This is a genomic window from Halomarina salina (assembly GCF_023074835.1).
GTDB lineage: Archaea > Halobacteriota > Halobacteria > Halobacteriales > Haloarculaceae > Halomarina > Halomarina salina.
In genome coordinates this window covers 900,296-919,941 of the sequence record NZ_JALLGW010000001.1, presented here as the reverse complement: position 1 = coordinate 919,941, position 19,646 = coordinate 900,296, and the positions used below count along the sequence as shown (strand labels likewise).

20 protein-coding genes are annotated in these 19,646 nt (G+C 67.5%); 4 read left to right on the top strand and 16 right to left on the bottom strand.

Annotated elements, in window-relative coordinates; all coding sequences use genetic code 11:
• Positions 1-80: 80 nt before the first annotated feature.
• The 14 genes from MX571_RS04640 to ahaH all read right to left on the bottom strand — a co-directional run bounded on the left by MX571_RS04640 (position 81) and on the right by ahaH (position 13,425).
• Complete coding sequence (locus MX571_RS04640; RefSeq protein WP_247414418.1) at positions 81-653, bottom strand: SprT-like domain-containing protein; 573 nt, start codon at positions 651-653, stop codon at positions 81-83.
• 142 nt (positions 654-795) lie between these two features.
• Positions 796-1,965 (bottom strand): DUF7118 family protein, encoded by a 1,170-nt coding sequence (locus tag MX571_RS04635; RefSeq protein WP_247414417.1) that lies wholly within the window; start codon positions 1,963-1,965, stop codon positions 796-798.
• Positions 1,958-2,356 (bottom strand): phosphoribosyl-AMP cyclohydrolase, encoded by a 399-nt coding sequence (gene hisI, locus MX571_RS04630; RefSeq protein ID WP_247414416.1) that lies wholly within the window; start codon positions 2,354-2,356, stop codon positions 1,958-1,960. The genes MX571_RS04635 and hisI overlap by 8 nt, the downstream gene beginning before the upstream one ends.
• A gap of 62 nt (positions 2,357-2,418) precedes the next feature.
• A complete protein-coding gene (locus MX571_RS04625) occupies positions 2,419-3,477 on the bottom strand; it encodes an A24 family peptidase (RefSeq protein WP_247414415.1) in 1,059 nt (352 codons plus the stop codon).
• A 131-nt stretch (positions 3,478-3,608) separates the two neighbouring features.
• Complete coding sequence (locus MX571_RS04620) at positions 3,609-4,013, bottom strand: DUF6276 family protein (RefSeq protein WP_247414414.1); 405 nt, start codon at positions 4,011-4,013, stop codon at positions 3,609-3,611.
• A 321-nt stretch (positions 4,014-4,334) separates the two neighbouring features.
• Positions 4,335-5,030, bottom strand: a complete 696-nt coding sequence (locus tag MX571_RS04615; protein WP_247414413.1) for a V-type ATP synthase subunit D — start codon at positions 5,028-5,030, stop codon at positions 4,335-4,337.
• Between the two features lie 156 nt (positions 5,031-5,186).
• Entirely contained in the window at positions 5,187-6,605 is a 1,419-nt protein-coding gene (locus MX571_RS04610; RefSeq protein ID WP_247414412.1) for an ATP synthase subunit B, read from the bottom strand.
• Positions 6,606-6,607: 2 nt separating this feature from the next.
• On the bottom strand, positions 6,608-8,368 hold the full coding sequence (locus tag MX571_RS04605; RefSeq protein ID WP_247414411.1) for an ATP synthase subunit A: 1,761 nt from the start codon (positions 8,366-8,368) through the stop codon (positions 6,608-6,610).
• Positions 8,365-8,694, bottom strand: coding sequence for a V-type ATP synthase subunit F (locus MX571_RS04600; RefSeq protein WP_247414410.1), 330 nt, complete (start codon positions 8,692-8,694; stop codon positions 8,365-8,367). Before MX571_RS04600 ends, MX571_RS04605 begins: the two co-directional genes overlap by 4 nt.
• Complete coding sequence (locus tag MX571_RS04595) at positions 8,691-9,746, bottom strand: V-type ATP synthase subunit C (protein ID WP_247414409.1); 1,056 nt, start codon at positions 9,744-9,746, stop codon at positions 8,691-8,693. The genes MX571_RS04600 and MX571_RS04595 overlap by 4 nt, the downstream gene beginning before the upstream one ends.
• Entirely contained in the window at positions 9,743-10,324 is a 582-nt protein-coding gene (locus MX571_RS04590) for a V-type ATP synthase subunit E (protein WP_247414408.1), read from the bottom strand. The genes MX571_RS04595 and MX571_RS04590 overlap by 4 nt, the downstream gene beginning before the upstream one ends.
• 27 nt (positions 10,325-10,351) lie before the next feature.
• Entirely contained in the window at positions 10,352-10,627 is a 276-nt protein-coding gene (locus tag MX571_RS04585) for an ATP synthase subunit C-like protein (RefSeq protein WP_247414407.1), read from the bottom strand.
• 172 nt (positions 10,628-10,799) lie between these two features.
• On the bottom strand, positions 10,800-13,106 hold the full coding sequence (locus MX571_RS04580) for a V-type ATP synthase subunit I (protein WP_247414406.1): 2,307 nt from the start codon (positions 13,104-13,106) through the stop codon (positions 10,800-10,802).
• The gene (ahaH, locus tag MX571_RS04575) at positions 13,093-13,425 is read right to left on the bottom strand and encodes an ATP synthase archaeal subunit H (RefSeq protein ID WP_247414405.1); all 333 of its coding nucleotides are present in this window, start codon (positions 13,423-13,425) and stop codon (positions 13,093-13,095) included. Before ahaH ends, MX571_RS04580 begins: the two co-directional genes overlap by 14 nt.
• Positions 13,426-13,970: 545 nt before the next feature.
• Here ahaH and MX571_RS04570 point away from each other — a divergent pair.
• Complete coding sequence (locus tag MX571_RS04570) at positions 13,971-14,624, top strand: methyltransferase domain-containing protein (RefSeq protein ID WP_247414404.1); 654 nt, start codon at positions 13,971-13,973, stop codon at positions 14,622-14,624.
• 30 nt (positions 14,625-14,654) lie between these two features.
• Here the strand turns inward: MX571_RS04570 and MX571_RS04565 are convergent, their stop codons facing one another.
• On the bottom strand, positions 14,655-15,083 hold the full coding sequence (locus MX571_RS04565; RefSeq protein ID WP_497007253.1) for a type IV pilin: 429 nt from the start codon (positions 15,081-15,083) through the stop codon (positions 14,655-14,657).
• A gap of 170 nt (positions 15,084-15,253) precedes the next feature.
• Positions 15,254-16,489, bottom strand: a complete 1,236-nt coding sequence (locus MX571_RS04560; RefSeq protein WP_247414402.1) for a DUF7096 domain-containing protein — start codon at positions 16,487-16,489, stop codon at positions 15,254-15,256.
• Between the two features lie 108 nt (positions 16,490-16,597).
• On the opposite strand from MX571_RS04560, the gene MX571_RS04555 reads away from it, so the two are divergent.
• From MX571_RS04555 to MX571_RS04545, 3 genes are read left to right on the top strand one after another with little or no spacing between them, the layout of a single operon-like run.
• Positions 16,598-17,800, top strand: coding sequence for a helix-turn-helix transcriptional regulator (locus tag MX571_RS04555; RefSeq protein ID WP_247414401.1), 1,203 nt, complete (start codon positions 16,598-16,600; stop codon positions 17,798-17,800).
• A gap of 35 nt (positions 17,801-17,835) precedes the next feature.
• Positions 17,836-18,630 (top strand): electron transfer flavoprotein subunit beta/FixA family protein, encoded by a 795-nt coding sequence (locus MX571_RS04550; RefSeq protein WP_247414400.1) that lies wholly within the window; start codon positions 17,836-17,838, stop codon positions 18,628-18,630.
• The gene (locus MX571_RS04545; protein ID WP_247414399.1) at positions 18,627-19,595 is read left to right on the top strand and encodes an electron transfer flavoprotein subunit alpha/FixB family protein; all 969 of its coding nucleotides are present in this window, start codon (positions 18,627-18,629) and stop codon (positions 19,593-19,595) included. The genes MX571_RS04550 and MX571_RS04545 overlap by 4 nt, the downstream gene beginning before the upstream one ends.
• Positions 19,596-19,646 lie beyond the last annotated feature (51 nt).

The window sequence follows — 19,646 nt, the reverse complement described above, 5'->3', positions numbered from 1 at the left end:
AGCGACTCTCGGGTTCAAAATCGACGAGTTCGACAGGTGTGACGCGCCGAGTGCCGACGGCGAGACGGTCGGGCGACGACTCAGTCCGTCTCGCCGTCCACCACGCGGAGTTCGCCACCACAGCCGCCACAGCGGTACGACTCGGTGTCGGTGACGAGTTTCGACTTCCGGTAGCGAGCCAGTTCGCTCCCGCAGGACCGACAGCGAATCAGCCAGTTCGGGTCGGCGAACCGCTCGCAGTGGACGCCGGTCTGGAGCGTCTCGGCGAGGTCGCGGAACCGCTCGCCGTGGCTGGCGTCGCCGTGTTCGGTGAGCAGGTGGGCGTGGGCGAGTTCGTGGCGGATGGTCTCGGCGGCCGCTCCCCAGCCTCGTCGCTGGAAGTGCTCCCACGTGAGCGAGACGGCTACCGGTTCGCCGTCCCGGTGTCTCACGGCACCGGCGCGACGCTTCGCACGCTTGCTGACCTCCCAGTCGAGGTCGGAGACGCTCACCGAGAGGTCGTACTGTCGGACCACTTCCCGAGCGTACACCTTCGCGACGGCGAGGAACTCGGGCACCGAGACGTCCGAACTCACCTCGTAGTAGCCGGTGTCGAGTTCGGTCACTCGGTCGGAGGTCGGCGTCGTCTCCCCTACCTTCGAATCGTCGCCCACGGTCAGTTCGTCCTCGTCACGCGGTCGCGGACGGTACGTGTGTCGCTTCGCACCGTCGCTCGTTCCCGGCAGTCGGCGACGGCCGTGTCCCGCCGCTCGGCAGTACCGAGTCGACGCCGACCTCCGAACTCGTGGAACACGCTCACGCCAGTGCGGACAGTTCGTCGAGCGGCGGGTACTCGTCGAGTGCGGCCTCGACCGTCGACAGTTCCGTCTCGACCCGGTCGAGGTCACGGTCGACCGCGCCGGACTCGATTCGCCGACGCTCGTCTGCGGACAGCCCCGACCGGGCGGTCGCGCTCTCGCGCAGTCGCTCGTAGTCGTCGCGCCGAGGGAGCGAGCGGACCGCCCGCAGGCGGACGGCCGCCTCCTCATCGTCCAGTCGAGAGACGACGGCGAACAGTTCGCGGGCACGCCACCGCAGTTCGTCGGCGGGCGCGGGGGGCCAGTCGACGGTGAGCGGGTCGGCCGTCAGCCGTTCGAGGTAGGTGCGGTTCGTCGCCACCGCTCCCTTCAGTTCCCGCGGGTCGTCGACGTAGTGACTGAGCTTCGAGTTCGAGTAGTCGGCGTACTCCAGCAGCGTCGGGAGCGGCTCCTCGGCGACCGGAGACCCCTCGACGAACGTCCGCAGACGCTCGGGCGGGGCGTCGAAGCCGACCAGCGGGTAGTCCTCTGCGGCGGTCGTCACGAGGTCCAGCAGGTCGCGGGTGCTCGCGCGACTCCGGTAGGCCGCGAACGCCTCGCGGACCGCGTCGTCGTACGCCTCGATGGGGTCGCGCAACGTCTCGACCGGAGCGTCCAGGTCGGCGTCGCCGAGACGCTGGAGCCGAGCGAGGCCGTCGCGGCGGTCCCGGAGGTCACGCTGCCGGGCGAGGACCGCCCGCCGTGCCTCGCGGTAACGGTCGCGGGCGGTCTCGTACTCTGCTTCGAGGTCCACGAGGTCGGCGGCCGGTGCGAGCGCCTCGCGAGCGCGGTCGAAGTCGCTCGTCGAGAGCGTCTGTTTCTGTAGCGCCTCGTCGGCCGCGTCGAACGCCTCGCGTTCGGGCAGGTCGTCGTCGAGGCCGTCGAGGACGGCCGCGACGGCCTCCTGGAACTGGATGTACTTCTGGAACTCGCCGTAGCCGGTGGCCGCCTCCTCGTGTCGGTCGAGCGTCGCGGTGAGGTCGCGGTAGGCGGTCGCCGTCCGGTCGATAGCGTCCGGCCCCAGCTCTGCGACGCGGTCGCGGGCCTCGTCGAGTCGGTCGGCGGCCCGGTCCAGGTCGGCGACGAGCGACTCGACGTCACGCTCGCTCACCGTCGCGGTGTCACTCATACACCTCGTCGGGGTCGAAGACGCGCTCCCCAACGTCGGTCACCTCCGTCGTCGCGCCCGTCTCGGTCGCCTCGACGTCCTCGACCGAGCGGTAGAAACAGCTCTCGTGGCCGGTGTGACACGCACCGCCCTCCTGATCGACGAGGTAGAGCAGCGCGTCCGCGTCACAGTCGACGCGGACCTCCTCGACGTGCTGGACGTTCCCGCTGGTCGCTCCCTTCTGCCACAGTTCCTCGCGAGAGCGGGAGTAGTAGTGTGCGAGGCCCGTCTCGTGGGTCTGTTCGACCGCCTCCGGGGAGGCGTACGCGAGCATCACCACCTCGCCCGTGGTGACGTCCTGCGCGACGGCGGGGACCAGCCCGTCCTGGTCGAACGCGATGTCGACGTCCATGTCCGAGGGGAAGTGGACCGGGCGAATAGGCCTTTTGTGTGTGGGAGTGCGTCGCCCGTCGCTCAGGCGAGGCCGAGCGCCCGGAGGGCGACGAACAGCACGTCGCCGTACAGCAGTCCGACGAGCAGGCCCCCGAACATCGGGACGATGAACGGCAGACCGGGCGTGAACCACACCGTCTCGCGTTCGACCAGCACGTCGAGACCCTCACGTAACTGGTCGGGCGTGGTGCCGTAGGCGCTCCCCTCGATGTCGGCGAGGAACGCCGCCGCACCCCACGGGTCGTCGTACTTCGCGTCGTCCGACACCTCCAGGTTGGGGGCGTCGACGGCATCCACGATATCGCCCGACGGTTCGTCGTCGGCGACCACCGCACCACCGTCGGTAGCGACTCTGGTCGTATCGACCGTGCCGTCGCCGGGAGCGTACGTCTCGTCGATGCTCGACGGGTCGCGGTACCGGTCGGGGGTCGACCGGAGCGCTCCGAGGTCGGTGCCGCGCCAGCGGAGGTACATCCGGAGGGCGTCGAGGTCGAGCCCGCCGCGGGTCCGGCCGCTGGTCGTCTCCAGCAGTCGACCGTACTCCGCGTCGACGCTCGTGCTGTCGACGGGTTTGCCGACGAACATCAGCCACGAGCGGTGGCCCGCCACCAGGTTCCGGACCGCCAGCACGAGCGGGAACGCCAGCCCGACGAGGACCGTGTTGGTCAGCACGGTCAGCGAGAACACGCCGAGCAGGCTGGGTTCGAGCGGGAGCGTCCCCCAGGGGAGGTAGTACGCGGGGTACGTCGGGAAGAGGACGGCGAGCGCGATGAGCGCCTTCGCGTCCGCGCCGCCGAAGCCGCCGAGTCGCCAGAACGCGAAGCCGAGCGGTGCGACGATACCGAGACTGACGACGCAGCGGACGACGAACAGGCGCTGGGTGGCCCCGCCAGCAGAGAACGCCGTCCAGACGTCGACGACGAGGAGGACGGCACCGAGCGCGTACAGCGGGAGCCACGTCGCGTTGGCGACGCGGCGCGTCCGCAGGTCGTGGTAGGCCGCCCACGCGAAGACGGGAACGGCTATCAACCGGAGCAGGTCGGGGAGTGAGGCGACCTGCACGACGCTGTCGGTGAACACAGCGGCACTCACCCCCCTATCGGATTAAACGTTGAGGGAACGTGTATTCGGCCGGGACGGTACTCGAACCGGTCGCGGCGTGACGTGACCGGGTGAGGGCGTGACGTGACGCAGTCGCGCCGTGACGCGACTCACTCCTTCGGCTCCCGGAGCTGTTCGACCTGGTGACGTCGGCGCTCGAGGTCGACCGCCGGCTGGAGCGACCCCTGCGTCGAGAGACGGTCGAGCAGCATCAGCGGGTCCGACCCCTCCCGTTCGACGTACTCGAACAGCGCGTCGATGTCGCTGCGGTGGAGCGCCAGCGAGTTCAGGTAGCCGACGCCGAGCGCCATCGCGACCCCCGCGTCGCCCGACGGGAACTCCTCGCTGATGCGGTCGAAGTCGGTCTCCGCGGGTGCGTCGTCGGCCTCGAACAGCGCGAGACAGCGCGAGCAGATGGCCGCCTGCCCCTCGCCCTCGGGCGCGTGGTCGTGTAGCTCGTCGGGTATCCGGAACGCCAACAGTTCCGCCTCACAGCGGGGACAACGGTCGCTCATACGTCGAGGTAACGGGGGTGCGTGAAAAAGATAGCCGGATGGGAACGAGGAGAGAGCGCGACGATGGCGGTGCGGTAGTGGGAGAGTAGAACGGCCCTAATTGTACGCGAGCGAACGCAGTGAGCGAGCGGGCCGACTGAACCATCGAGAACGCGAACGAAGTGAGCGTTCGAGGTGGTGAGGGAGCGCTTTTGCCGCCAGAAATCTTCGATTGCTGGCTGCTAACCGAAAGCCGGAGGCTTTCGGTGATGGTCCAGCTTTTGCCAGCGAGCCGCTGGCGGCCGAAGGCCGCCAGCACGCGAGCGCAGCAGAAGGTGGCGGTTAGTCGTCCGCCGTGATCGTCTCGTACTTCACTTCCTCGTCGTCCTCGACCGCACCGGCCTCCTTCTCCTCCTCTTCTTTCTTCGCCTTGATCTTCTTCATGCGGAAGATCTCCTCGCGCTCCTGCTCTTCGAGTTTCTGCTCGATGTAGTCCTGCGCGTCGTGGAGTTCGGGGAGGAGTTTGAACTCCAGGGCGTTGACCCGGCGCTTGGTCGTCTCGATCTCCTCGAGCATCTTCTTCATCGCCGTCTCGACCTCGGCGGCGAGGATGATCTGTTCGAGCAGTTCCTCGTAGGCCTCGGCCGCCTCGTCGATGCGGGCGGACGTGCCGACGACGCCGTAGCCGCGCTGGTCGAGGCTCTTCTTCACCTTCGAGGAGTCGATCTGCGGGACGACGACGCCCATGATGTTCTTCGACTGCGTCGTGATCTCGGGGTGTTCCTTGAGGGCGGCGGCGGCACCGCGGACCGCGACGTCGCCGTCCATCGCCCGCGCCATGTTGATGTTGCGCTGGGCGTCGTCGTAGGCGTCGTCGAGGTCCGAACGGACGTCCTGTGCCTGGTCGAGGATGTCCATGAACTCCATGATGAGGCCGTCCCGTTTCTTCTCCAGCGTGCTGTGGCCACGGGAGGAGAGGTCGATGCGGTCCTCTATCGCCATGAGGTTCTTTCGCGTCGGCTTGACGTCCTTGGCCATGTTGTGTCGGGCTAGCCCACCGAGCCGCTTAGGTGTTGTCGTTGGTCGTGAGGGTCACTGCGCCGGTCGTTGCGCGACGAACGGGGCGACCGAACTGGGCGGTGCGGTCGCTCGTCGGAGTGGATAGCTGAAGAGAGTGAGAAACCGTCGGACGAGTCAGTCGGCGGTCGCTTCGACCGTCTCGGACTCGTCTTCGAGGTAGCGCTGCTCGATCTCCTCCTCGTCGACGCGGTTGAGCTCCGACTTGGGGAACATCGACAGCAGTTCCCACGCGAGGTCGAGCGTCTCCTCGATGGAGCGCTCGTTGTGGAACCCCTGGTCGACGAACTCCTTCTCGAAGCGGTCGGCGAAGTCGAGGTAGCGGTTGTCGCGTTCGTCGAGCGCTTCGCGGCCGACGATGTTCACGAGGTCACGCAGGTCCTCACCCTCCGCGTACGCGGCGTAGAGCTGGTCGGAGACGCCGGCGTGGTCGGCGCGGGTCAGCCCCTCGCCGATACCGTCGTCCATCAGTCGCGAGAGGCTGGGCAGCACGTTGACCGGCGGCTGGTAGCCCTGCGAGTTGAGGTCGCGGTCCATCATGATCTGCCCCTCCGTGATGTAGCCGGTCAGGTCCGGAATCGGGTGGGTGTCGTCGTCGCCGGGCATCGTGAGGATGGGAATCTGCGTCACCGAGCCCTCACGCCCCTCGATACGACCGGCACGCTCGTAGAGCGTGGCCAGGTCCGTGTACATGTAGCCGGGGTAGCCACGCCGACCGGGCACCTCTTCACGCGCGGCACCGATCTCGCGCAGCGCCTCGCAGTAGTTGGTCATGTCCGTGAGGATGACCAGTACGTGGTAGCCCTTGTCGAACGCGAGGTACTCGGCGGTGGTGAGCGCCATCCGCGGTGTGACCGTCCGCTCAACTGCGGGGTCGTCCGCGAGGTTCGTGAAGACGACCGAGCGTTCCAGCGCGCCGGTGCGCTCGAAGTCGTCCATGAACTCGTTGGCCTCCTCTGCCGTGATGCCCATCGCGCCGAACACCACTGCGAACTCGCTCTCGCCCTCGCCGTCCTCGGCGACGTCCTCGGGGACGGTCGCCTGACGGGCGATCTGGAGTGCGAGGTCGTTGTGCGGCAGGCCGGACGCCGAGAAGATGGGCAGCTTCTGCCCGCGGACGAGCGTGTTCATCCCGTCGATGCTGCTCACACCAGTCTGGATGAACTCCTCGGGGTACTCGCGTGCAGTCGGGTTGATGGCCGCCCCGACGATGTCGCGGCGTTCGTCCGGCACGATCTCGGGGCCGCCGTCGATGGGACGGCCGGACCCGTCGAGCACGCGACCGAGGAGGTCCTCGGTCACGGGCATCTTCAGGGTCTCGCCGAGGAAGCGGACGGAGGACTGACGGTCGATACCGTCGGTCCCCTCGAACACCTGCACGGCGACGTAGTCGCTGGTCGATTCGAGCACCTGGCCACGGCGGACCTCGCCGCCGGGGGTCTCGATCTCGACCATCTCGTCGTACCCGATCGGCTCTTCGGTCTCGACGAACACCAGCGGGCCGCTGATCTCCGTAATCGTCTGGAATTCCTTCATGGTTAGTAGAGGTCGCGCAGTTGCGCGGTGAGCTCCTCCTTGAGGTCCGCGATGTACTCCTCGTAGTCCTCGGCGGTCCCCATGCGGTTAAGCTTCGGGGCGGCCTCGACGGACGTGATCTCGGGGACCGGGACGCCCGCGTCGAGCGCCTTGAACCCCTCGTCGTTGAGCGTCTTGATGGCCGTCAGCATGAGGTACGTCTTCTCCGGCGGGCAGTAGCGGTCCTCGTCGTGGAACGCGTTCTGCTGGAGCCACGCCTCACGCAGGTACCGGGCGACCTCGAGGGTGAGCTGCTGGTCTTCGGGCAGTGCGTCCTTCCCGACGAGCTGGACGATCTCCTGGAGTTCGCCCTCCTCGTCGAGCGTGTCGACGGCCCACTGGCGCGTGTCGGCCCAGTCGTCGTCGATGTTGTCGACGAACCACGGGTCGAGCTGTTCGCGGTACAGCGAGTACGACTCGTTCCAGTTGATGGCCGGGAAGTGCCGCCGTTCGGCGAGGTCCGCGTCCAGCGCCCAGAACGTCTTGACGATACGCAGGGTGTTCTGCGTCACCGGCTCCGAGAAGTCGCCGCCGGGCGGCGAGACGGCCCCGATGACCGAGATGGAGCCCTCGGTGCCGTTCATGTTCTCGAAGTAGCCGGCGCGCTCGTAGAACCCGCTGAGGCGAGCGGCGAGGTACGCGGGGTACCCCTCCTCGCCGGGCATCTCCTCCAGTCGGGAGGAGATCTCGCGCATGGCCTCCGCCCACCGCGAGGTGGAGTCGGCCATCAGCGCGACGTCGTAGCCCATGTCGCGGTAGTGCTCCGCGATGGTGATTCCCGTGTAGACACAGGACTCACGCGCTGCGACGGGCATGTTCGAGGTGTTCGCGATGAGACACGTCCGGCTCATCAGCGGGTTCCCGGTCTGCGGGTCGGGCAGTTCCGGGAAGTCCTCGATGACCTCCGTCATCTCGTTGCCGCGCTCGCCACAGCCGATGTAGACGACGATGTCCGCGTCGGCGAACTTCGCCAGGCTCTGCTGGGTGACGGTCTTGCCCGACCCGAACGGGCCGGGAATCGCGGCCGTCCCACCTTTCGCGAGCGGGAACAGGCCGTCGAGGATGCGCTGGCCCGAGACGAGCGGCGTCGTCGGGGTCTGCTTGTCGACGGTGGGTCGGGCCTTCCGGACCGGCCACTCCTGACGCATCGTAATCTCCTCGCCGGAGTCGAGGGTCGCGACGGTGTCGGTGACCGTGAACGAACCCTCCTCGACGGACTCGACTTCGCCGCCGGTGAAGTCCGGCGGGACGAGCACCTTGTGTTCGATGCTCTCGGTCTCGGGGACCGTCCCGACGACGTCGCCGGGTTCGAGGTCGTCACCGACCTCGGCCTCGGGGGTGAACTCCCACTCCTTCTCGAGGTCGATACCGGGGGCGTCGACCCCGCGGTCGAGGAACGCGCCCATCTGCTCTTCGAGCACGTCGAGCGGGCGCTGGACGCCGTCGTAGATGGTGTCCAGCATGCCCGGCCCGAGGTCGACCGACAGCGGCTCGCCCGTGTTGAGCACGGGTTCGCCGGGGGAGACGGCCGACGTCTCCTCGTACACCTGAATCGTGGTCAGGTTCCCTTCGATTTCGATGACCTCGCCCATCAGCCCTTCGTCGCCGACGTAGACGACGTCGTTCATCCGGGCGTCGAGGTCCGTGGCGACCACGACGGGGCCGCTCACGCTCTCGATGACACCGTCGGCGTCATCGATGTCGATGTCTTGTGCTTGGCTCATTGTTGATCTTCCTCCATCAGGTCGATACCGATGGCGCGTTTGATCTGGTCGCGCAGTCCGCTACTGCTCCCGCTCCCGCCGAGTGTGACGAGGACGGGTTCGACGCTCGTCTCGACGTCCTGTCTGACGTTCCGCGAGAGGTGTTCGAGGTCGTCGTCGTGCATCACGACGATGCCGATGTCCTCGGCCGCGAGCATCTGCTCGACGGCCTCGTCGAGCTCCTCGGCCTTCTCGTCGTCGGGCACGTTCGCGAAGCGCCGCACGCCCGCGAGTCGGAACCCGGTCGTGAAGTCGGGGCTGCCGACGACGCCGATCTCCTGGCTCATTGGACGACCAGCTCCTCTTCTATCTCGTCGGCCGAGAGGCCTGCTTCCTTCCCGCGAGCGATGGCCCGGATGTTGTCCACCTCGCGCTCCTTCGCGAGGATGTACGCGAGCACCGGACACACCGACAGCGGGTAGCGATTCGACAGCTGGTGGGAGTACTCCAGCAGCGCCCGTTCGAGCGCGAGTTCGAACTCGATGAGGCTCCCTGCCGCGTCGAGGTCGTCGAGCGCCTGGTCGAGGTCGTCACCGTACGGCGACGACCGGATGCGCTCGACCAGCTGGTCGGGGTTGTTGACCAGCTGGCGGATCTCGCCCGCGTCGAACAGCCGACCGCCGTCGATGTAGTACTCCGTGGGGTCGATGTCCGCACCCGAGCGCGACAGCCGCAGCGCGTTCCGGATGTTCCGGAAGTCGATTTCGGCCTGCAGGAACTCGATGTACAGCTGCGTCGCCCGGTCGGGCTCCGCAGGCAGGTTCTCCAGCAACAGCCCGTAGTACGCGCGGTCGACGGCGTTCTCCAGCGGGACCAGCACGCCGGCCGCCTCGTAGTCCTCGTAGGCGGCGGCGAGCGGGTCGCCGAAGATGGTGCCGTCGAGGCGTTCGACGACGCCCTCGATGGACTCCGCGTCGAGGAGCAGCCTGAGCTGCTGGTCGGAGAGTGCGCCAGCGCGGATGAAGTCGTCCTCGATCTCCTGGCTGTCCGAGTCGGCGTAGAGGCCGCGGATGACCGTCTTGACGTTCCACGCGTCGAACTTCCGGAGGTACCGCGCGATGTAGTCGTACAGTTTGCCCTCCGCGAACCGGAGCATGTCGTTGAAGTGCTTCGCGAGGTTCCGGTTCAGGGCGTACTCGATGAGGTCGACGCCCGAGTACCGCGACCCGAGCGCGTTCATCTCCTCCTCGTACTCCGTCTCCTCCATGAACCGCGCGATCTCGCCGGGCCCCATGCGGACGAGCTTCCGGTAGTCGTCCGCGTCGAACAGGGCCGCACGACGCGAGCGCGCACGGGCCGTGACGTACTCGTAGTTCGGTGCCTCGCCTGAGACACTCATCGTTCGTCGAACAGCTCCGCGCTGATGTCGCGGAGGTTCTCCTCCCAGACGTCGTCCAGGATGGAGTCGAAGGTGTTGTTCACGCGAACGCGCGAGCGGTCGCTCTCGACGACCACGCCGCCGAGGCAGTCGCGCTCACCGGCGAGTTCGTAGCCCTCGTACTCGGCGAGAATCTCCGTGAGGAGTGCCTCGTCGTCGGCACGGCCGTAGACGCTGATGTTCGACCCGTCGTCGAACTCGGCTGCGGCGTCGTCGAGCAACGCGCGGGTGAGCTCCTCGCGACCCTCGTCCATCGTCGCGATGCGCTCTTCGGCCGACGCGCGGACGTCCTGGAGGACGTCGCGGCGGGCTTCGAGACGCATCTGCTTGGCTTCGAGTTTCGCGCTGGAGAGCGTCTGCTCGCGCTCCTGTTCTATCTGTCTCTGCACCGCCTGTTGTCGCTCTTCGAGGATCTCCTCGGCGTCGGCCTCGGCGTCCGCGACGATCCCTTCGGCACGCTCGTCGGCGTCCGAACGGATCTGTTCCGCACGCGCGCGGGCTTCGTCTCGGATATCCTCTACGACCGTATCAAGGCTCATTCGTGATAAAGTGGGAGAGAGTCCCGTTTACAGCGTCAGGAAGACGACGACCAGCGCAAGGATGACGAGTGTCTCGGGCAGGACCGTCAGGATGAGGCCCCGACCGAACATACTGTCGTCCTCCGCGATTGCGCCGACTGCGGCGGCGCCGATACCGCGCTCGGCGTACCCCGCGCCGAACGCCGCGAGACCGACCGCGAGCGCGGCGCCCGTCGTCTCGGGGATCGCGGGGGCGGCCTGGGTTCCTCCTTCCTGGATGAGCGGTGCAAGCGTGCTGACGAATGCGAATACGAATTCTAGCATGGTTCCGGGATGGTTCGCTCGTAACCGAACAGTTTGGAATCGCCCCAGCGCCTCCATAAAGCTTCCCAAGTTATCCCGAGAAACCCCGGCAGGAACCGCGAATGCGAAGGTTTACCGTATCCGAAAACGAACTATAGAAGTTCGGTTCGGTTACCGAAGATCGGTAACCGGCTCAGTCCTCGGTCGTGTAGCGGCGGTCGTACCCGAACGGGGCGTACGTCTCGCCGCCGCCCTCGTAGAACTTCCCGAAGAACTCGACGTACTCGAGACGCACGGCCTGCAGACCGGCGCTCGTGATACCGAGCACCAGCACGAGCGCGTGCCCGAGGACGAGGATGATGACCCCGAAGATGAACCCGAGGAGCAACATCACGGCCCCTTCGCCGTTGAAGAGACCCGAGAAGATGACCTCCCCCGCCTCCTGTGCCTCGGCGACCTCCGCGGCCTCCGAGAAGAAGATGAGGTGGAACTCACCGTCGTGGCTGTACGCCCCGAACACGAGCAGGTTGACTGCAAGCGCCATCCCGGCTTTCGCCAGCAGGACCGCAGCCAGCCGCGTGTACGAGACGACGTGACCGAACGCCTGCGTGATGCTCTCGATGAGACCGATGCCGCCCTCGGCGTAGACGACCAGCGCGAGGCCGACGAGCGTCACGACGAGCATCAGGTCGACGACGATGCCGATTCCCGGAATCGTGAACAGGTCGATGGCCGGGAACCCGTTGAACCCGAGGGGGATCGCGACGCCCTCGGAGATGGTCTCGCCCGTGGCGGGGTTCGTCATCCCTTCGCGTGCGAAGACGCTGAACATGAACGGCGGTTTGGCGGCGAGTGCCGTCTTGCTGAACACCCACGCCCAGAGACCGACCGTCAGGATGATCCACGAGAAGCTCTCGACGAACGCCTCGCCGAAGCCGTGAGTGAGGTTCTCGTAGAAGTCGAACAGCCGACCGAGCGCGAGGTGGAGGACGCCCACCACGACGCTCAGGAGGAGCCACGCCTGTGCGTAGTAGATGTAGTGCGGCTGCAGGCCCTTGTGGATGGGCGGACTACCACTGGGGTACAGCAGGTAGCCGAGCTGGTGCAAGCCGAAGAACTCGCCGTAGAGGACGCCGAAGATGGCGGTGAACCCACCGGCCCACATGCCGATGGCACCGAGGCTCCGAATCACGTCGCTCTCGAAGTTCCTCGTAATGTAGTAGCCGAGACCGAAGTACAGCAACCCGTAGCCGAGGTCGCCGATCATGAACCCGAAGAACAGCGGGAACGTGAGGAAGATGACGACCGTCGGGTCGAGTTCCGAGTACTTCGGCCGGTTGATGACCTCGACGAGCGACTCGAACGGGCGGACTCCGCCGGGGTTGTTCTGGATGACCGGCGGGCCACTCGTGCTCATCGACTTGGTGGCCGTCCCACCGTCGCTCCGAACCGCTCTCTGGTCACCATCGCTGGCGCTCGCGTGACCGCCGTCCGCCCGAACCTCGCCGCCGTCGGCGGCCGTCGGTTCCGGCGTGCCGGGCGCGCCGCCGCCGACCTCCTCGCGGCTGACGACCTGCCCTTCGCCGTCGTACTGGGCGCGTTCGAGTTCGTCGACCTCGATGTGGTCGCCGACCTCCTCGTGGAGGCCCTCCGCGAGGTCCACGAACCGGTCGGTCGGAATCCACCCCTCGGCGACGAACGCGTTCTCCGTCGTCGCGAACGAGAGCGGCGCTTCGCGCTGCTCTACCTCGATGGCCAGCGTCTCCTCGGCGGCGAGCAGGAACCCGCCGACGTCGAGTCGCTGCTCTTCGAGTTCGTCCTCGACGGTGTGGAGCTTCGACTGGAGGCGCTCGCGTTCGTCTTCGAGGTCGTCGAGGTAGTCGTCCGGACTCCCCTCCGCGTCGGGTATCTCGTAGGTCGTGAACTCGGCGTTGACGAGCACGTCGGCCAGGTCGTCGGTCCGCGCGAAGACGGCGAGCACGTCGTCTTCCGAGTAGATCTCGTACCCGTCGACGTCGGCGTCGATGAGTTCGCGACGGACCCGCTCCTCGTCGCCCTCGCCGACGGCGACCGACAGCGAGTCGTAGCCGCGAAGCAGGTCGAGGTCGATGCCGAGTCGCGCGAACGGCTCCATCGTCGCGATGCGGTCCTCGACCGCTCGCAGTTCGTCGCGCAGTTCGTCGCGACGGTCGTCGAGTTCGTTGACCTCGGTTCGGATCTCCTCGAGCTCCGTGTCGAGGGCGTCCTCGGTGACGATACGGGCCGGTCCTGCGTCCTCGTCTTCGACGCCGAGGATGCTCTGGAGCGACCGGACCGTCACGAGCTTCTCGGACGCGTCGTCGGCCCCGGCCATCGGGTCGCCGGGGTCGAACCCGTCCCACGAGCCCTCGTAGTCCGTCACGTGCAGCAGTCGGAGGTCGTGGACGGCCTCGATGGCCTCGTCCATCACCTGTTTCGAGCCGGTCACCGAGACCAGGCTCATTCGCTCAGGTCTGAGCATGGACGGCCTCCGTGAAGCGGTCTAGCACCTCCTCTACGACCTCTTCCTCTCGGCTCTCGGCACGGGACTCCAGCTCCTCGCGCTCGGCGCGGCCGCGTTCGAGGATGGTCTCGCGTTCCTCCTCGATGTTCGCGCGGGCCTCGGCGAGGCGTTCGGCCTCCATCTCGTCGGCCTCGGCCTGTGCCTGCTCACGGATCTCGTCGGCGCGGTCGCGAGCCTCCGAGATGCGCTCGTCGCGGTCGGCTTCCGCCTCCTCGACGATCTCGTCGGCCTCGCGCTCGGCCTCTTTGATGCGGTCCAGGACCTCGGGTCTCGCCATAATTATGTCAGCCGAAGCTTGGTCAAGGGCCTATTTGGAACTTGCCATCCCACCTTTTGCTGCGCTCGCGTCGTAGTGACACGCCTCGCGTTGCTCGGCGGTCACCACTCGGCTCGCTGGCAAAAGCTGGACCAAAACCCCACGTCACCCCCTTCGGGGGTTCCTCGGCCCGCTCGCTCGGCTCCGCCTCGTTCGCGGTACAGCGCGCTGGTGTACCGCAACCACTCGGCCGGGAGCGTGTACTGAGCGACAGCGAAGTCGCGCGACTTGGGGGAGGGCAGGGCTGCCGGTGCTGTGGCATGGCGGTCCTGGTGGATGAAGGGCGAGCGATCTCGGCGGCTCCCGGACGAAGCAAGCACCGGAGCGAGCGAACGCGAGCGAGGAGCACAGCGAGTCCCGGAGTCACGAGAGCGCGAGGGCTTCGGAGGCGTTCACAGCGAGTTGAGCACCACTGAAACCATCGACACCGCCGAATCCAGACTCCCAGACGAATCCTAGCCGTGAATCCGCAGAACTAAGCGCGCGACCCACCTATCGTCCCGAAAATGGGTATCCTCGAGAACAAGGCGCGGGCGCGGCTGTTCTACAAGTACCTCTCGAAGGTGTACGACGAGATCAACCCGTTCATCTGGAACGAGGAGATGCGCACCGAGGCGCTCGACCTGTTCGGCGTCGAGGAGGGCGACACCGTCCTCGACGTCGGCTGTGGCACCGGCTTCGCCACCGAAGGGCTGCTCGAACGCACCGAGAACGTCCACGCGCTCGACCAGAGCCGCCACCAGCTGGAGAAGGCCTACGCGAAGTTCGGGAGGAACGAGCAGGTGACGTTCTACCGCGGCGACGCCGAGCGCCTGCCGTTCGCGGACGACACGTTCGACGCGCTCTGGTCCTCTGGCTCCATCGAGTACTGGCCGGACCCGGTCGCCACGCTCCGGGAGTTCCGCCGGGTCGTGAAACCCGGCGGCGCGGTGCTCGTCGTCGGCCCGAACTACCCCCACTCGACGGTGTTCCAGAAGCTCGCCGACGCCATCATGCTGTTCTACGACGAGGAGGAGGCCGACCGGATGTTCGCCGAGGCGGGCTACGACGAGTTCGACCACCACCTCCAGGGGCCGAGCTACAGCCCCGAGATCGCCATCACGACGGTCGCGACGGTCCCCGAGGCGAAGGCCGAGGAGCCGCTCGCCGCCAACGACTGACGGCCGCTATCGAGTCGGCTCTCCTCCGGGTCACGCCGTCGCCGTGCAGTCCGCGACCAGCAGGTCGTCGCTCCAGAGACGGAGTCGAACGGCCGCCCCCGCGTCGAGTCCGGTGTTCGTCCCCGCCAGCGTGAGCGAGGCGGTCTCCCCGGTCGTCCATCGGCCACGCCAGCCGCGGTTGAACGGACCCGTCGGCCCGCTCTCGAACCCCCGCGCGGAGAAGAACGGCACCGGTGGCTGGTGGGCGAGTGGGTCGCCGTCGACCGACACCCGCAGGCGGAGCGTCGTCGGGTCGAGCGGGTCGCCGCCCCGGTGAGTGAGCGCGAGCCTCCCGCTGGCGTCGGCCGAGCAGGTCGTCGCCGTCGTGGTCGGTGGCGAGAGGTCCGTCGCGCCGACGCCGGACACCACCGCGGCGACGGTGACGCCCGCCACGACGACGGTGACGGCGAGCAGGAGCACACCGGCGACCGGGGCGAGCGCTCGACCGTCGCGGACGGCCCGGTCGGAGACGGGAATCGCCCGGCCGGTGGTGACGTCGCGGGACACACGCGGGGCTGGTCGCGTACTGGTACGTCAATGTTCGGACGGAGAGACGACCGGCAACAGTACCGGGCGACGAGCCGAGAGCGTCACCTCGTCGGGTACCGGACGATAGTCACCGTCTGCCCGTCGTACTCGGCTTCGACGAGGGTCCTCGCACTGTACGGCGTCACCGTCCAGAGCGTGCCGTCGTCACCCGTCTCCCCGGCTGGCCGTCCGTTGACGGTGACGGTCGCGGGGACGCGCGACCCCGTATCGTCCGTGACGGTGACGTTGAGCGGGCCGCCCCGGTGGGTCTGCCCGAGCGTGACGGTGAGCGACTCGTTGGACGCGTTCGTGTAGCTGACCGGGATGCGGTCGAGGTACGAGCGCCGATGCTCGGCGAACACCTGGCCGCTCTCGCCGTCGAGGTAGACCGTCGTCGAGCCGTGGGCGTGGTACTTCGGCGACCGGTACGCGTTGGTCTCCCCGTTGACCGTCAGCCCGGACTGCTCGGAGGCCCAGGGGTAGAGTTCGGCGATGCGGTTCGACGCGCGGACCGTGTTGCCGCCGTACAGGTCGGTCCCGGACGAACGTCGCCGAACGTCGCCGAGGTACGTATCTCGCACGTACGTCTGTCGGCCGTTGTCCTCGACGAACGCGCCGAGCGCGAGGCCGTCGTCGGTCGTCGTTATGTGGACGCGTAACGGCTGTCGGTCGCCCGCGTACGTGGACTGGAGTCTGTCGCGGAGCGGCCCGCGGAGACCCATGAGGTCGGCACGGATGGAGGCCGACGGGTCGCGATTTGCCTGACCGGTCACTATCCTCCAGCGGTTGTCTACGAAGCCCGTCAGACCCCACAGTCGGTCGGCTCTGGCATCGATTTCGGCGAGCGTTCGCAGGTACTCGTCCCCCGTGATGATGCCGTTGTTGTATCGCCGGAGCGCCGCCCGTTCCTGGGCACGGAGGTCGGCGGTCCGGTTGCCCAGTTCGCGGGTGTAGCGTTCGAGGAGCGCCCGTCTCGACTCTCTGGGGGTGTCGTCGTACTCGTTCTCCATCGCTTCGGCGGAAAGCTGCATCGTCAGCGACGAGACGTCCGTCGCGACGGCGGTCGACACGTCGAGCGAACTGTCGTTCTCGGAGACGGCGACGACGTCGCTACCGTTCAGCGCGAGGTAGTTGGAGGCGTTCGGAACGCAGACGACGTTCGGGTCGTCGTTCGAACACGAGGCCGACTGCTGGGAGGCCACGGTGGCGGTGGAGGGCGAGTCGGTCGCTGGCAGGCCTGCGACGCCCATCGAGAGGACGCAACAGACCGCGAGGACGACCGAGAGCGCACGGGACATCGTTCGGCTGGTGTAACCGGAGATACAAAAAGCCGACCATCCACGGGGGATTGATTCACCGGTCAACCGATGGAAAGCGTTTTCCTGTCCCGGTGACGAGTCCCGCGCATGCGGCCCGGTTTGCTCGTCGCCCTCCTCATCGTCGCCGTCCTCGCCGCACCTATCGGGGCGGCACAGAGCAACGGGTCTTCGGTCGACGAACCGACGACGACCTACACCTTCGAACTGCAGGAGAACGGCGACGCGAACGTCACCGTCACCGTCGCCTACACGCTCGACTCCGCCAACGACACGGCCGCGTTCGAGGACCTCCGCGACGAGTACGAACGCGGAGCGGTCGGCCCCGACGTCACCGTGTTCAGGCGAGCGGCCGACGCCGCCAGCGAGGCGACCGGGCGGCAGATGAACCTGACCGAGGCGAACCGGACCACCTCGTACCAGAACGAGAGCAACGAGACGGTCGGCGTACTGGAACTCTCCTTCGAGTGGCAGCGCTTCGCGACGGTAGACGGAGCGACGCTCCGGGTGAGCGACGCCTTCCAGACGCCCGACGGGACGTGGCTCCCCGGACTCCGCGAGAACCAGCGACTCCGCGTCGTCGTCCCCGACGAGTACGGCATCGAGGACGCCGCCGCCGCCCGCATCGAGGGCGGTGCGCTCGTCTGGGAGGGACCGACGACGTTCGAGGAGGAGGACCTGGAGGTCGTCCTGAGCGGTGAAGGCGACGTCACCCCGATATCCACCACGCCACCGAACGGGACCGGACCCGGTGGCGAGGGGAGTGACGGCCTGCTCCGACAGCTGTTCTCGCCGCTGGGTGGCGGAATGCTCGTCGTCTTCGCCCTCGCCGTCGTCGGCCTGTACGTCGCCGTCTCACGTCGGGATGGCGAGGGAGCGCTGGGCGGCGTGACCGCCGTCGACGGCGGAGCGAGCGCCGACACCGCGACGGCAGGAGCGGACCAGACCGCCCAGAGCTCGGCCGCCGAGGGTGCCGCGACGTCGGGAGCGACCGCAGACCCGGACCCCGCCGCCGACCCCGAGCAGGAACCGGAGGAAGAGGGTCCGTTCGCCGGCGTCGACGAGGACCTGCTGAGCGACGAGGAGCGCGTCGAGCGCCTGCTGGAGTACAACGGCGGGCGGATGAAACAGGCCAACATCGTCACGGAGACCGGCTGGTCGAACGCGAAGGTGTCACAGCTGCTCTCGGCGATGGACGACGCCGACCGGGTCGACAAGCTCCGTATCGGTCGCGAGAACCTCATCAGCCTGCCGGACGTCGACAACGGAACGGGCAACAACGGCGGTTCCTAAACGTTTAACCACACACGGCGGGGACACTGGGGTGCATGAAGATACTGGTCACCGTCAAGGAGGTGGCCGAGGCCGAGGACGATTTCGAAATCGACGGCCTCGACATCGACGAACGGTACCTCGAGTACGACCTCAACGAGTGGGACGACTACGCCGTAGAGGAGGCGGTCCAGATCGCCGAGGACGGCGACGACGTCGAAGTCGTCTCCGTCACTATCGGCCCCGAGCGCTCGGAGGAGACCATCCGGATGGCGCTCGCGAAGGGAGCCGACCGCGCGATTCGCGTCTGGGACGACGACCTCGACTCGGCGGAGATGCTCGACGTAGGCGCGAAGGCCGACATCCTCGCCGCCGTCGTCGAGGAGGAGGAGCCGGACCTCGTGTTCACGGGCGTCCAGGCCAACGACGACGCGTTCGGCGCGACCGGCGTCGCCCTGGCCGAGACAGTCGGCTTCGAGTGGGCAGCCGTCGTCAACGACCTCGACCTCGACGCCGAGGGCGGCGTCGCCTCCGTCCACCGCGAACTGGAGGGCGGCGTCGACGAGGTGACGGACGTCGAGACGCCGGCCGTCCTCACCATCCAGACGGGTATCAACGAACCGCGGTACGCCAGCCTGCGCGGCATCCGCCAGGCACAGCGCAAGCCGCTCGAGGTCCAGGAACTCGGTGACGTCGGCCTCGACGCGAGCGTGCTGGAGACGCCCGTCTCCCGGACCGCGATGTACGTCCCGGAGACCGAGAGCGACGCGACCCTGTTCGAGGGCGACGCCGAGGAGACCGCCGGGCAACTGGCCGAGATGCTCCGCGACAAGGGGGTGGTCGAGGGATGACGGATGTCCTCGCCATCGCCGAACACCGTCGCGGGAGCCTGCGCGACGTCTCGTTCGAACTCGTCACGGCCGGCCGCGAACTCGCGGACGCTCGCGGCGGCGACCTCCACCTCGCCGTCGTCGGCGGCGACGTCGACGCGTTCGCGGAGGAGCTGAACGTCGAGGGCGTCGACACCATCCACACCGTCGACCAGGGCGAGGAGTTCAACCACGACGTGTACACGCAGGTCGCCCAGCAGCTGTTCGACGAGCTCGAACCGTCGACGCTCCTCCTGCCGAACTCGGTCAACGGGCTCGACTACGCCCCCGCCGTCGCCGAGCGACTGGGCGTCCCCATCGTCACCGACGCCATCGGCGTCGAGGGGAGCGACCCGCTGGAGGTCACCCGCGAGATGTACGGCTCGAAGGTCGAGACGACCATCGAGGTCGACGCCCCCGAACTCGTCGTCACCATCCGCGCGACCGAGTGGGAGGGCGCGGCGGGCGACGGCTCGGCCGACGTCCAGTCGTTCGACGCCGAGATCGACGAGTCGCAGGTCCGCTCGACGGTCACCGGCTTCGAGGAGGTCAGCGGCGGCGACGTCGACATCTCCGACGCCGACGTGCTCGTCTCCGTCGGCCGCGGCATCGAGGAGGAGGAGAACATCGTGCTCGTCGAGGAGCTCGCCGAGGCGCTCGACGCGACGCTCTCCTCGTCGCGACCCATCGTCGACAACGGCTGGCTGCCGAAGAACCGCCAGGTCGGCCAGTCGGGCAAGGTCGTCACGCCGACGGTGTACATCGCCATCGGCATCTCCGGGGCCGTCCAGCACGTCGCCGGGATGAAGGGCAGCGAGACCATCGTCGCCATCAACACCGACCCGAACGCACCCATCAACGACATCGCGGACTACGCCATCCACGACGACCTGTTCGACGTGGTGCCCGCGCTCATCGAGGAGTTCGGCGGCGAATCCCCGCTCTGAATCGGTCGTAACAGCGTTCGAGCGTTCTATTCTTTCGACGGCCGACTATCG

What these genes read in the sequence shown, in the direction of transcription:
- MX571_RS04570 (WP_247414404.1), top strand. Translation starts at nt 13,971, where the DNA reads ATGGGTATCCTCGAGAACAAGGCGCGGGCGCGGCTGTTCTACAAGTAC.
- MX571_RS04555 (WP_247414401.1), top strand. Translation starts at nt 16,598, where the DNA reads ATGCGGCCCGGTTTGCTCGTCGCCCTCCTCATCGTCGCCGTCCTCGCC.
- MX571_RS04600 (WP_247414410.1), bottom strand. Translation starts at nt 8,694, where the DNA reads ATGAGCCAGGAGATCGGCGTCGTCGGCAGCCCCGACTTCACGACCGGG.
- MX571_RS04605 (WP_247414411.1), bottom strand. Translation starts at nt 8,368, where the DNA reads ATGAGCCAAGCACAAGACATCGACATCGATGACGCCGACGGTGTCATC.
- MX571_RS04545 (WP_247414399.1), top strand. Translation starts at nt 18,627, where the DNA reads ATGACGGATGTCCTCGCCATCGCCGAACACCGTCGCGGGAGCCTGCGC.
- MX571_RS04585 (WP_247414407.1), bottom strand. Translation starts at nt 10,627, where the DNA reads ATGCTAGAATTCGTATTCGCATTCGTCAGCACGCTTGCACCGCTCATC.
- MX571_RS04635 (WP_247414417.1), bottom strand. Translation starts at nt 1,965, where the DNA reads ATGAGTGACACCGCGACGGTGAGCGAGCGTGACGTCGAGTCGCTCGTC.
- MX571_RS04590 (WP_247414408.1), bottom strand. Translation starts at nt 10,324, where the DNA reads ATGAGCCTTGATACGGTCGTAGAGGATATCCGAGACGAAGCCCGCGCG.
- MX571_RS04620 (WP_247414414.1), bottom strand. Translation starts at nt 4,013, where the DNA reads ATGAGCGACCGTTGTCCCCGCTGTGAGGCGGAACTGTTGGCGTTCCGG.
- MX571_RS04580 (WP_247414406.1), bottom strand. Translation starts at nt 13,106, where the DNA reads ATGCTCAGACCTGAGCGAATGAGCCTGGTCTCGGTGACCGGCTCGAAA.
- MX571_RS04595 (WP_247414409.1), bottom strand. Translation starts at nt 9,746, where the DNA reads ATGAGTGTCTCAGGCGAGGCACCGAACTACGAGTACGTCACGGCCCGT.
- MX571_RS04560 (WP_247414402.1), bottom strand. Translation starts at nt 16,489, where the DNA reads ATGTCCCGTGCGCTCTCGGTCGTCCTCGCGGTCTGTTGCGTCCTCTCG.
- MX571_RS04610 (WP_247414412.1), bottom strand. Translation starts at nt 6,605, where the DNA reads ATGAAGGAATTCCAGACGATTACGGAGATCAGCGGCCCGCTGGTGTTC.
- hisI (WP_247414416.1), bottom strand. Translation starts at nt 2,356, where the DNA reads ATGGACGTCGACATCGCGTTCGACCAGGACGGGCTGGTCCCCGCCGTC.
- MX571_RS04550 (WP_247414400.1), top strand. Translation starts at nt 17,836, where the DNA reads ATGAAGATACTGGTCACCGTCAAGGAGGTGGCCGAGGCCGAGGACGAT.
- MX571_RS04615 (WP_247414413.1), bottom strand. Translation starts at nt 5,030, where the DNA reads ATGGCCAAGGACGTCAAGCCGACGCGAAAGAACCTCATGGCGATAGAG.
- ahaH (WP_247414405.1), bottom strand. Translation starts at nt 13,425, where the DNA reads ATGGCGAGACCCGAGGTCCTGGACCGCATCAAAGAGGCCGAGCGCGAG.